This window comes from uncultured Methanobrevibacter sp., assembly GCF_900314615.1.
In the GTDB taxonomy this organism is placed as follows: domain Archaea; phylum Methanobacteriota; class Methanobacteria; order Methanobacteriales; family Methanobacteriaceae; genus Methanocatella.
Map to the genome: position 1 here is coordinate 1 of NZ_OMWA01000006.1, position 12517 is coordinate 12517.

Annotated in this window: 13 protein-coding genes and 1 pseudogene; 7 read left to right on the forward strand and 7 right to left on the reverse strand. The window is 33.8% G+C overall.

Going from position 1 to position 12517, the window contains the following annotated elements:
- Positions 1–48: 48 nt before the first annotated feature.
- The 3 genes and pseudogenes from mcrC to mcrB all read right to left on the reverse strand — a co-directional run bounded on the left by mcrC (position 49) and on the right by mcrB (position 2345).
- Positions 49–648: a methyl-coenzyme M reductase I operon protein C gene (gene mcrC / locus QZN33_RS02610; RefSeq protein ID WP_292742951.1), complete on the reverse strand. Its 600-nt coding sequence runs from the start codon at positions 646–648 to the stop codon at positions 49–51.
- A 6-nt stretch (positions 649–654) separates the two neighbouring features.
- The gene (gene mcrD / locus QZN33_RS02615) at positions 655–1104 is read right to left on the reverse strand and encodes a methyl-coenzyme M reductase operon protein D (RefSeq protein ID WP_296789349.1); all 450 of its coding nucleotides are present in this window, start codon (positions 1102–1104) and stop codon (positions 655–657) included.
- Positions 1105–1138: 34 nt separating this feature from the next.
- A pseudogene (mcrB, locus tag QZN33_RS02620) lies at positions 1139–2345 on the reverse strand (coenzyme-B sulfoethylthiotransferase subunit beta).
- Between the two features lie 534 nt (positions 2346–2879).
- Between mcrB and mmp10 the strand changes: the two are divergent.
- Positions 2880–4130 carry a methyl coenzyme M reductase-arginine methyltransferase Mmp10 gene (gene mmp10 / locus QZN33_RS02625; RefSeq protein WP_296789355.1) on the forward strand — a complete coding sequence of 417 codons (1251 nt, stop codon included), beginning with the start codon at positions 2880–2882 and terminating at the stop codon, positions 4128–4130.
- 13 nt (positions 4131–4143) lie between these two features.
- Here the strand turns inward: mmp10 and QZN33_RS02630 are convergent, their stop codons facing one another.
- Positions 4144–5067 carry a methanogenesis marker 7 protein gene (locus tag QZN33_RS02630; RefSeq protein WP_296789357.1) on the reverse strand — a complete coding sequence of 308 codons (924 nt, stop codon included), beginning with the start codon at positions 5065–5067 and terminating at the stop codon, positions 4144–4146.
- A gap of 57 nt (positions 5068–5124) precedes the next feature.
- Complete coding sequence (locus QZN33_RS02635; RefSeq protein WP_296789358.1) at positions 5125–5643, reverse strand: hypothetical protein; 519 nt, start codon at positions 5641–5643, stop codon at positions 5125–5127.
- A 38-nt stretch (positions 5644–5681) separates the two neighbouring features.
- On the opposite strand from QZN33_RS02635, the gene comB reads away from it, so the two are divergent.
- The 5 genes from comB to QZN33_RS02660 all read left to right on the forward strand — a co-directional run bounded on the left by comB (position 5682) and on the right by QZN33_RS02660 (position 10171).
- Positions 5682–6371: a 2-phosphosulfolactate phosphatase gene (gene comB, locus QZN33_RS02640; RefSeq protein ID WP_296789366.1), complete on the forward strand. Its 690-nt coding sequence runs from the start codon at positions 5682–5684 to the stop codon at positions 6369–6371.
- A 52-nt stretch (positions 6372–6423) separates the two neighbouring features.
- Positions 6424–7602 carry a TraB/GumN family protein gene (locus QZN33_RS02645; RefSeq protein ID WP_296789368.1) on the forward strand — a complete coding sequence of 393 codons (1179 nt, stop codon included), beginning with the start codon at positions 6424–6426 and terminating at the stop codon, positions 7600–7602.
- A gap of 66 nt (positions 7603–7668) precedes the next feature.
- Positions 7669–7881: a DUF1922 domain-containing protein gene (locus QZN33_RS02650; RefSeq protein WP_296789371.1), complete on the forward strand. Its 213-nt coding sequence runs from the start codon at positions 7669–7671 to the stop codon at positions 7879–7881.
- A gap of 20 nt (positions 7882–7901) precedes the next feature.
- Entirely contained in the window at positions 7902–9224 is a 1323-nt protein-coding gene (locus QZN33_RS02655) for a hemolysin family protein (RefSeq protein ID WP_296789472.1), read from the forward strand.
- Positions 9225–9226: 2 nt separating this feature from the next.
- Positions 9227–10171 (forward strand): calcium/sodium antiporter, encoded by a 945-nt coding sequence (locus QZN33_RS02660; RefSeq protein ID WP_296789375.1) that lies wholly within the window; start codon positions 9227–9229, stop codon positions 10169–10171.
- Here the strand turns inward: QZN33_RS02660 and QZN33_RS02665 are convergent.
- On the reverse strand, positions 10130–11005 hold the full coding sequence (locus tag QZN33_RS02665) for a TIGR00269 family protein (protein WP_296789376.1): 876 nt from the start codon (positions 11003–11005) through the stop codon (positions 10130–10132). The genes QZN33_RS02660 and QZN33_RS02665 overlap by 42 nt on opposite strands.
- Before the next feature lie 52 nt (positions 11006–11057).
- Between QZN33_RS02665 and QZN33_RS02670 the strand changes: the two genes are divergently transcribed.
- Positions 11058–11363, forward strand: a complete 306-nt coding sequence (locus tag QZN33_RS02670; protein WP_296789378.1) for an MTH1187 family thiamine-binding protein — start codon at positions 11058–11060, stop codon at positions 11361–11363.
- Between the two features lie 18 nt (positions 11364–11381).
- Here the strand turns inward: QZN33_RS02670 and QZN33_RS02675 are convergent, their stop codons facing one another.
- The gene (locus QZN33_RS02675) at positions 11382–12488 is read right to left on the reverse strand and encodes a DegT/DnrJ/EryC1/StrS aminotransferase family protein (RefSeq protein WP_296789379.1); all 1107 of its coding nucleotides are present in this window, start codon (positions 12486–12488) and stop codon (positions 11382–11384) included.
- Positions 12489–12517 lie beyond the last annotated feature (29 nt).

The following is a 12517-nucleotide window of genomic DNA, read 5'->3' on the forward strand; positions in this document are numbered from 1 at the left end:
TTCTGTTTTGAGCAACCTGAGAAGTACCTGGATAAATTTGTACCATAATTATGCATCTCCTAATGCTAATTTAACTTTTCTAATAATTTCATCTAATTTGTCCTGTGAAATTGTTTCACCACGGATAACACCTGTAACAATATCATCAATAGTTCCTGCAGTTTTAATGTCAGCTTCATCTGGCATGACTTTTGAAGTTTTAATACCAATTTTGGCAAAATCTTCACAGTCCACTGGTGATTCGCATATAATAATACAATGTTTGTTGACATTCCTAAGAATTAATCTTGCTTTGTAAATAATATGATTTGCAACACCACCTAGGTGAACAACAAGTAATTTGAAATTACGCATTTGTTCGACTTCCTTATCAGTAAGACCAAACAAAGTTCCACCAGAAGCAGGTGCATCATGAGGAACGCCCGCACCAGCATTTAAAACCATTGTGCTTGTTAAAACATTAGCTTCACGTAAACCGAATGTAATTTCACAAACAGGTTTTGTAATGTGTCTACGTCCAGGAGACATAGCTATTGCACATACATCAGTACCGCATTCTGCAAAAGTACCTCTTTGAGCAAGGCTTCCACCTTTACCCATACCGCTTGCTTCCCTACAATCCACAACGTGAGTACAACGTCCTATCATATAAATCTAGTCATCCTTTTTAATAATATTCACATGGTCATCAAATGTTGAATATTGATCTGTCATTCCAACCAGTTCATCTGGTAACTCTTTATTACCATACTTAATCCTATCAGTAACAGTTTTTTGTTTTCTGATATAATGAGACTTATCCTGATTAATGTCAAAACCAAATGGAATATGTCTATTACAGATTTCTTCAATGTCATCAATAGTAGATTCCAAAGTCAATTCGATAAAGATTCTAGCAGTTTTAACTTGTAAAACAACATCTTCACCATTAACATTGATGACTCTACGTTCCCTGTATTGAGGTGGTAAAGTCGCTTCACCTTTTGGGAATCTAGGACCTTGAATAACAGTTCTTTTTACATCTTCAAGTGATTCTAAATCATTTAATAACTTTTCAGTAGTGTCACTTCCAAGAACTCTGTAAGGAAATATTTCAATATCCATGTTTAGACCTTCAAATTAGATTTGTATAAATTAATTAGATGTCACCTTTAATTTCATCAGCTGCGATTGCAACTGCTTTAATAGGTTCTCTGAATTCATCAATTTGACTGTATACTTCTTTAATTAAACCAGAAGTTGCTTCTGGTGAAAAGAGTTGTGTTCCTGCATCTAAGGACATAGCAGCAGCTACAGAGACCAGGACCTCCACCACCGTAGATGGAGTGACTGAAGAATGAGAATCCTACAGCTACACCTTCTGCTCTACCATAGTCAAGACCAGGTAAACCAGTAGCGAATTCAAGGTTGTCGTTGAAGTATAATAAAGTAGATGGAATACCTTGAGCAGCACGAGCAGCACCTACGTTAACCATAGTTGCAGCAACAGCACCAGCTGCGGTGTATGCGTTCCATTTAGCTGCGTCGTCAGTGTTGTAAATAGCGAAATCGGTTAATTGTTCTTCAGGAGCAATAATACTGTCTGCTTCTGCACGAGCAATAGTTGCTTGTACTACACTACCAACAGTACCGTCAGCATTGTCTTTAACTAAGTCATATACTAAATTATCAGCGTTTAAACCTTGGTAAGCTAAACCTAATAAGTGTAATCTTTCGAATGAACCTAAAGCGTCAGCCATTTCAAACATAGCAGTTTGTTCAAAGATAGCAGCTAATGCAGTAGCTTGGAAAGTGTTTTTCAAAGTAGCAGCAGCGAAGTCGTTTGCTTTTACGTTTCTTAAACCGTAACCTGCACCTTCGAGTTTTTGTGGAATGTCTAACATGGTTGCAATGTTAGATCCTTTGTAATCTACAGATTGTGGGTATCTACCTAATACTGCAGCTTTTACAAAGTTAGCATCATAAATGCTTACATCACAAACGTCAATAACAGATTGTACTAAAGCTGAAGCGGAAGATAATGGAGCTGTGGAGTATTCAGCAGCAACATCAATTCTTCTAGTTGGTACTTGTACTAATAACCTTTTTCCTCCAGAAATAGGTGTTACAACAGTGTCATCGTCTTCAGAAATTTGAATAATTTCTTTCATTTTGTCTGCGATTGCTTCTGCGTTGTCCACGATAGCGAGATCTAATTCTCTTCCTAAAATTCTAGATTTGTCTCCACCAACAGATGCGGTTTTAACAGATTTTTCGAGTCCTTCTAAGTTTACAGCTACAGTTCTTTTTACACCTTTTACGATGCTTTGAATTGCAGGGTTTCTTAATGGACTGATAGCTTCGATTGGTACGTCAGATGCAATTTCGTTGCCTCTATCATCGAATAAATCGATTTTATCATCAAACTTTGCCATTTTTTCCCTCCTAAATAAACTCTCAATGGTAAACTTTTTTACCAAATTGAGTTTTAGCTACAAAGCAAGTTTTTGCAATAGCCAGCCATATGGTATACAAATTTTATTTTATAAAAGATATAATATAAAGATTACCTATGAAATATTTTAGAAAACTTTATAAAGTATAATAAAACAAAAAATTTTTAAGAAAAATGACATTGAAAGTAATACTTTTTTAAATTGATTAAATCCATATAAATTCAATAAAATTACATTAAATCTATTTTTTACAAATAAAATTAATTATAAATACATTAATTAAAAAAATAAAATATTACAAATAGTTATATTAAAAATAAATAAAAATAACAAATTATTACTTTTAGCACTCCAAGTAATAAATAATACAAAAAGTAATAATGAAATCTGATTTGAAAATTAATACTTCATTTATAAATAAAATGAATTAAAAAATAATATAATATGCAAGTTGTAGCAGATGTTGGAGGAATACCTGGAAAAGATTGTAACGGTTTTTGCAAATACTGTTACTTCAGAAAGGTTAAGGATGTTAAAGTATTTGGCTGTGCTCACTGTTTACCAAATAAAATTGGATGTGAGAGATGTAGTAAGGGAGTTTCAGAAACTCAAGGAGCATTTAAAACTCCATTTGAAGTGATGAATCAAGTTCAAAGTGCCCTAATGATGAATATGGGACGTGGAGAAATTTCAGCATACATCAGCGGAGGAGGAGACATCAGCTGTTATCCGTACCTCGAAAGTCTTACAGCCAACCTGAACCAGTTTTCAATATCTTCAGTATTAGGTTATACCTGCGGTAAAGGAATTACCGACAGTGCAACTGCTACCAATTTAATAAACAATGGAGTTAAAGAAGTTTCATTCACTGTTTTTTCAACAGATCCTAAGCTTAGAAAAGAATGGGTAAAAGATCCGAACCCTGAAGAAGCGCTTAAAGCATGCCAAATATTCTGTGAAAACATTGACCTTACAGGCGCTGCAGTAATAATTCCCGGAGTTAATGACGGAGATGTTTTACGTGAAACATGTAATTCATTAGAGGAATGGGGAGCAAAAGGAATGCTTTTAATGAGATTTGCAAACACATTCAATGAAGGATTAATCCTTGGAAACGAACCTATTCTTAAAGGATTTGAATCACAGCCTGTTGAAGATTTTTCTCAGCTGGTTAAACAAATCAATAAAGAATATAAATTCAGAGTAAGCGGAACACCAGTTTGTGATCCAGTAACAGGAGGACCATTCGCAATAGCTAGTGCGGAAAATGAAGTCTTTTTACAGTTTATCAAACCGATAACAGGTGAAGCAACAATAATTACATCTAAACTTGCAGAACCTTACATCTCAAAAATATTTTCAAAACTGGAAACAGGAGACAACGTTAACGTTGTAGCATGTGAAAAAGAAATAGCATGTTTAATTACAAAAGAGGATTTGGAAAAACTTGATTTGAGTGATATAAAACAGGCAGTAATCCTACCTGGCAGATCTTTTGTACACCAGTTAGATGCAGAAAGAATTCTAAGCTCAGACGGTGTTGAAAGAATAATCGGCCGTGGGCCTGACACACTGACCGTTGACGGAGAACTGAGTATTGATATGACCGATGAAAATGTCATAGAAAGAGAGTTGGAACAGTTCAACGATTTAGTGGATGCTGTTAATTTCTTCGGAATGAGAAGAATAGGCTAAAAAAAAAGAAAATTTAGTTAGAATCCTCTACAAGAGAACTCTCACTATTTATTTTTACTAAAATATAATCATACATAAATGATTTTTTGATTTCTGCAAGCTCTGACAGTTTTTTACCATCAATATTTACGTTTGCAATAACATCTGCATATGTATCATAATTTAATTTTACACGTACGCCGTCTAATTGTGAAGTTACTGGTGTTGGAGAAATAACATCTTTAATTTCCCTAACTTGATTTTCAATTGCATTTTTAACAACAATAGAAGGAACTAAAGGCGCATCAAGAGCCATTTCACGTTTTTTATCATTCAGTATTGATTCAATAGTTTCAACTAGTGTATCAAGTGCACGGATGTCCGGACCTCTTCTAAGTCTTCTTGGAATTCTTCCAAGACCTCCGACATATGCATCAGCGCCAGGAAGCGCATCAGAATCCATATAAGGAGATCCTGTGACAATGACTGGTATGTCAATATCATCATATAGGAAAGCTTTTTCTTTAATACAATTTTCAAAACTTCCTAATGCAAAAACAGCAATGTCATGCTCTTCAATTAAGCTTTTTTCCTCTTCAGTAATTCCGGATGTACCTTTACCATCTCCACGAGCAAGACCTATCATATTGTCTTTTGCACCGAACTCACGCAAATATTCGGAAATATCACATGCAGCATGAGGCAAATGATGTCTTGCAAGAGTTGGTGAAACAATAGCTATTTCAGAACCTGCCATAGGAGCAACAGATATTTTACCCAATAATTCTGAGGATTTTTTTTCAATTTTGTCAACATCTTCCAATGGAACAGCAAGATTTAATACCAATTCCATTTGCTGAATACTCTCTTGAAGAATAAATCCTCCCAAATCTTCAATTAATTCTTTTATTTCTTCACTTTTGTGAACTCCACCAGTAAATGTTAATGTTTCATACATATTAACAACTCTCAAAAAATGCAATTATATATAATATATAGTATATTAATTTCTATATTATATTAAATTTTCTAAAATAGCATATCTGCATTCAATTTTCTCAAAAGGGTTTTTGGAAATGCTGTTGTGAGAGGGTATTTCAATCAGATTTTCACTTTCTGCAACCTTATCTTTCAAATAATCCGGATATATTACGTAATCAAAATCATCTTCAACTATATTGAAACCCACATCCAAAACTATATCCTTTAAAAATTCAGAATAGACTTTTACATTGACATGTCTTTTAAAATTAGAATTCAGATATTTTTTAGCTAATTTATAATCATCAAAAAAGGCCATCACATCTTCATCGCACAGCTCTTTTTCGGTGATTTTTGAAACTTTTTTAATACTTTCAAAAACCTGGCGAGGAGTATTTATTTTAATTGGAAGACTATTCATTTCGACTTTACTTTCAGATAGAAGAATAGCTAAATCACCGTCTTCATCTTTTGGAAATTTATTTACCACATAATTCTCAATGCCAGCTAATTTTACAATTTCTTCACACATTGGTGTTGTGACAATTCTCATAGTATAAGATATATATTAATATATTATAATATTATTTTATGAAAGTCACATTAAGTTTAGAGACAACCTGCAGCAAAGATATTTCAATAATGGTTGATGCTTTAAGAGCAAGTACAACAATTACTGCTGCTTTAAATAACTTTGATGAAATAATTCCTTGTTTTTCTGCTGAAGAAGCTATGAGCTTAAAAGATAAAGTAAATGGAGTTCTGGCAGGAGAGAGAAACGGCGAAAAACTTGAAGGTTTTGACATTGGAAACTCACCTGAAGTTGTTGATAGATTAAAAAGTAATAAAAAAACATTGATATTGACAACAAGCAACGGAACAAGAATTCTGGAAAATATGAACTCAACAGTTCTTGTTGGATGTCTTTTAAATGCTAAATCAGCAGGTGAAAAATCAGCAAAAATTGCTGAAAGCCATATCGATGTTGTCATGGCAGGAGTCAGAGGTCAGTTTGCACTTGAAGACTTTTTGGCTTCAGGCGAAATACTTTATTGGATTTGTAAAAATAGTGATGAATATGAATTAAATGACCTGGCAAAAGCAGCGATTATGGCAAGTAGAGATTACGAATCTGTAATTGAAGGATTTCATAACTGCAGAACAGGCAGGCATTTATCCAAACTTGGATATGAAAAAGATATTGACTATTGCTGTCAAAAAAACATATCAGATAATGTGGCAATGTTTAAAAATAATAAATTAATTCTAATTAAAGATTAAATTTATATATTTAGATTTCATAATTATTAGATAATATCAAGTTTTAAAAGAAGTGTTATTTTTGAAAAGAGAATGTTTAACTATAATCGGTACAGCACACGTATCTGAAAATAGTGTTAATGAAGTAAAAGATGCGATTTATGAACAGCAACCTGAAGTAGTCGCTATCGAACTTGACAGAGGCAGATATACTCGCCTCAAACAAGAAATGGCCGGAATTGAAGAAGACAATACAATATCCGTTAGTCAAATTATTAAAGAGAATAAAGTAGGGCTGTTTTTTGTTACAACACTTCTTAGCTATTTCCAATCCAAGGTTGGAGATGATGTTGATGTAAGACCCGGAGCTGAAATGGTCGGAGCCATTGAAGCCTGCGAAGATTTGCAAATACCAATTGCGCTTATTGACAGAGACATCACAATTACATTGCAGAGAGCATTGAATAAGATGGGCTTTATGGAAAAGGCCAAATTCATGTTCGGATTAATAGCTTCTGCATTAGGCTTCGGTGATGAAGAAGATGTGGATATTGAAGAGCTGAAAAATCCGGACAACCTCGATGATTTAATGGAAATGTTTAAAGATGAAGCTCCAAGTGTTTATGAAACTCTCGTTCATGAAAGAGATGCTTATCTGGCAGGAAGACTTATGCAAATTCCACAGGACAGAGTTATTGCAGTAGTCGGTGCAGGACACAGACCGGGAATTGAAAGATATCTGGATAATCCCGAAACATTACCTCCACTACATGAACTGGAACAGATTGAAACAAAAAAAGGCATCCCCTGGGTTAAAATATTGCTGGCAATGATTCCGATATTATTTGTGGTGATATTTTTTCTGGCATTTATTAGCGGGATAAACATTACAGGAAACATCTATGAATTCATTGTTATAAGTATGCTAATGGGTTTTATCGGTTCTATTCTTTCCGGATCAAAAATTCAATCTGCAATAGTTGGAGGAGTTGTAGCTCCATTAACAATTATTCATCCATTGCTTGCAGCAGGATGGTTTTCAGGACTGACTGAAGCAAAATTCAGAAAAGTCAGACAAAGTGATATTAAAAATTTAGCTAAAATTGAAAGTTTAAGAGACTTATGGAACAATAACATCTTTAGAATTCTTTTAGTAGTTATAGGAACCAATTTAGGAGTAAGCATAGCTACTTTAGTTATTTTGCCATCACAGGTTTTCATACCATTATTCATAAAACTGTTTGGCGGATAAGTGAAAATTTTATATAATATATTGATAATATATTAATTACTATTAATTTTAAATGGAAAAATTATCATGTATCTTATATTTCGATGCGACTGCGGTCGTGTATTATATGCAAAAAAAGGTGTTGCAACCCGTAAATGCGTTTGTGGAAAAACATTGAAGGTAAAATCAAGAAGAATATTCAAACGTGTAGAAACAAGAGAAGATGCATCATATGCAGTCCAGCAGATGCAGGATGAGATATATGGCAACACTGACTTTCAAAGGGCCAGTGATTTATAAGTTTTGATGGTTTGTTAGAAATGATTGGGACGGCATTTAATATAATAATAATCTTAATTTTAATAATAATAAACGGATATTTGTCAATGGCGGAACTTGCTGTTGTATCTGTTAGAAAATCAAAATTGCAAAAGTATATCGATGAAGGAAACAAAAACGCATTAATTGTCGCTGAACTTGGTGAAGACGCCAATGAATTTTTATCTACTGTTCAAATAGGAATATCCCTTACTGCTGTTTTGACTGGGGCATTCGGTGGAGCGACATTGTCCGAACCTCTTGCAAAACTGATTTCATTTTTACCATACAGCGAAGCTATAAGTGTTGTAGTAGTAGTTATAGTGAGCACATATTTAACATTGGTTATTGGAGAAATTGTTCCTAAGGTAATAGCATTAAATGACCCTGAAAGAATTTCATTAAAAGTAGCAAAATCCATGGCAATCCTTACAGTAGTTTCAAAGCCTATAAGTGTTATTCTTGCTAAATCCAGCAGTTTTCTTTTATGGTTAATGAGAATTGAAAATAAAAATGACGATCTTGTTACTGAAGAAGAAATTGAATTAATGATTAAAGAAGGAAGAGAGGACGGAACTATCGAACAGGAAGAAGAAGACATTATTAAAAGAGTTTTCAAGTTAGATGACCAAAAAGTCGAAAGCATAATGACTCCCCGTAATGAAATCATCTGGATTGATTTGGAAGATGATAGAGAAATCAATAAAATCAAAATCATTGAAAGCAAAAGGTCTATTTTCCCAATAGCAAAAGGAGAATTGGACGACTTTATTGGAGTTGTTCAGGCAAAAGATATCCTTGCAGTAATGTTTTCAGAAGAAAACTTTGATGTTCACAAAATCGTAAAAGAACCATTGGTTGTATCCGAACATATGGAAACATTGGAATTATTGAAAGAATTTAAGGAAAATCAGGAATATGTCCATATGTCTTTAGTTGTGGATGAATTCGGATGTGTAGAAGGTTTAATCACATTAAACGACCTGCTTGAAGGAATTGTTGGAGACATTCCAGGTATTGATGAAGAAGACGAGCCTAAAGCTATACAAAGAGCTGATGGAACCTGGTTAATAGACGGCAGATATAATATTGACGAATTTAAAAAATTATTTGACTTTAAAGGCAATTTACCGGATGAAGAAGAAGACAATTACACAACATTAGCAGGATTTATTTTAAGTTTGAGCGGTAAAATACCTGATGAAGAAGACAAATATGAATGTGGCAGATTCATTTTTGAAATTATTGATATTGACGGCCATCAAATTGACAAGGTCCTTGTAACCGATTTAGGACCTCAAGACGAAGAAGAAACAGAGGAATGATAATGGACGGATCAATTATAATTCAAATTGTTTTATTGATTGTAGGATTTGTATTTTTAATAAAAGGATCCGACTTTTTTGTGGATGGTTCAAGCAGCATTGCTTCACTCTTAAAGATCCCTACAATAATAGTCGGGCTGACTATTGTGGCTTTTGGAACTAGTGCTCCCGAAGCAGCAGTTTCAATTACATCCTCCTTAGCAGGCAACAATGCAATGGCAGTAAGTAATGTAATTGGAAGTAATTTGTTTAACATATTAATGGTTATAGGAGTATCTGCATTACTTGGCGACTTGCTGATGGAAAAAAGCGTATTGAATAAGGATTTGCCATTTTTAGTAGCAATAACAGTATTGTTTGCAGCATTTATACTAATCGGATGGAATATTACAAGTATTGAAGGAATTATTTTGCTTGCAATATTAATAGCTTATGTACTTTATCTTATTCGCTCATCAAAAAAATCAAAAGATGCAAACAAAGTTGAAAAAGCAAAATTATCTCTTCCAGTGAGTATAATTTTCATAGTAGTTGGGCTAGCAGGCATTATTCTCGGTGGAGATTTAGTAGTTAAGAGTGCGTCATCTATAGCAATGGCATTAGGAATGAGTGAAACATTAGTAGGTTTAACTATTGTAGCAATAGGTACCTCTTTACCTGAACTTGTAACCTCATTAACTGCTTTAAAGAAAGGAGAAAATCAGATAGTTATAGGAAACGTAATCGGTTCAAACATATTCAACATATTATTTGTATTAGGTGCAAGTAGTGCAATAAGTGAAATACCTCTTGACTCAAGTATGTTGATAGATGTCGTATTCATGATTGCAGTTACAATACTATGTTTCATATTTGGTAAAACACAGGAAAAATATGATAAAAAAGAAGGTATTATATTAATCGCATTATTTATTGGATATATGGCCTTCGCTATTTTGAGAAATTAATTCTTTTAACTCACAAGCCTTGCAGATTCCTGATGAAGTTGGTTCACCACAAATTTCACATTCATTAAGGCTTGTGGGAATATCATTTTCAAAGGTTAATATTTTTTGGAAAGATTCCATCACATTATTTTTAACACCAGGATACTTATCTTCACTAACATTTAAAAATTCTTTAATTTTAGCTCTTAAAGATAAATGAGAGTAAGGACATTCATCCAAATGAATATCAATATCATTTAAAACTGCCCACATGCCCACTTCCTTTTCAGGAGTATTCCACAGCGGTTTAATTCTAGGAACCAGTTTTGGATGAATTACATCAAGTTCCGGACCGAATTTGGAAAATTTGATAGTATCTCCTCTGGCAAAACTCATTAAAAAAGATTGAATTTCATCATCCAAATTATGACCTGTAGCTATTTTGACTGCACCCAGTTCATAAGCAGTTTTATTTAAAATATTTCTTCTAAAAACACCACATGGAATGCATGCACTTTTAAAATCCTGATAAATGTCATCCAGGCAAAATCCTTCATCATCTTTAAAGGATTTCTGAACCAATTCAACATCCAATTGCCTAGCGTTGTTAATAGCTGAGTCTATACCGTGCTGTCTGTAGCCATCAATTCCTTCATCAACACTAATAGCTACCAAATCAAAATCAAGTACATTCTGATAATTTTTAAGAGCATGTAACGTTAATACACTGTCTTTTCCACCAGACAATGCAACAGCAATAAGCTCATTTTCCTTAATTAACTGATAATCAGAAATCAGATTATTGATTCTTGTAAAAATCTTTTCATTAAATTCATCTTTGTTTAATTTGACCATTACTAAATTAATTTATACAAAGATAAATAAATAATTTTACCAGGTGAAAAAAATGATTACATGTGATTTTGCAATATTGCCTGTCGGAACACAAACCACTGAATGTAAAGAATATGTAACAGCTGCAGTTCAATCCATTAAAGATTCAGGACTCAGTTATCAGCTGACCGGAATGGGAACACAAATCGAAGCTGAAAACCTAGAAGAACTATACTCCGCAATAGCTAATGCTCAGGAAGCAATTTTTAAGTTGGGAATAGGTAGAGTATATACTGTGATTAAGGTTGATGACAGACGAGATATGGAAAACAGAACTTTAGACGCCAAAGTTGATACAGTAAATGAAATGTTAAAATAAGAAAAAAGTAGTTAGAAATTAATCTAACTCTTCAGATGCTGTTTTAACAGCATCGATCACTAAATCTAAATCTTCTTTTGTAAGTGACGGATGGACTGGAAGAGAAATAACATTGTCTGCTGCAAGTTCTGCATTTGGACAGTTTCCAGTGAATCCTAATCCTTTGTAAACAGGCTGGTTGTATAATGGAATAGGGTAATGAATACCGGTTCCCACACCACAGTCGTTAATGATGTCAACCCAGTCATCCCTGTCTCCTTTTTCAACTCTTATAGTGTATTGGTGATATACATGTTTTGATCCGTATGCACAGTAAGGAGTGATTACTCCATCGACATCTTTTAGACCGTCATTCAGATATGCTGCATTTTCAATACGTTTGTCATTAAATTCATCAATTTTATCTAATTGTGCAAGACCTATTGCTGCTGAAATATCAGTCATTCTAAAATTATATCCTATATCATCATGGTGGTATCTGATGCTTGCACCATGTGCCCTGAATATACGGGCATTATCAGCCAGTTCCTCATCATCAGTTGTGATAATTCCTCCTTCAGATGTTGTCATGTTTTTAGTAGGATAAAAACTGAAACAGGACATATCTCCTAAGCTTCCAACTTTTTTGCCGTTGCACATTGCTCCATGAGCCTGAGCTGCATCTTCAATAACAATCAATCCGTATTTTTCAGCAATTTCATTAATTCTGTCCATATTTGCTGCCTGACCATATAACTGAACAGGCATGATCGCTTTGGTATTTTCTGAAATCAATTTTTCAATTGAATCTGGATTTATTGTATAAGTTTTCAAGTCAATGTCTGCAAAAACAGGTTTAGCGCCAGTGTATACAATTGAGTTACCACTAGCAATAAATGTGAATGGAGTTGTAATTACTTCATCGCCTTTTCCAACACCACATGAAAGCAATGCAGTATGCAATGCAGCAGTTCCGGAATTTACAGCAATACCATACTCTGCACCCACCCATTCAGCAAAACGTTGTTCGAATTCTGCCACTTTTGGGCCTTGAGCAATCATTCCGGATTTTAGAACTTCAACTACATTTTCTATTTCTTCATCTCCAATTATTGGTTTTGCAATAGGAACTTTTATATCTGACACAATTATCACCAATTAGAATAAATTTACTA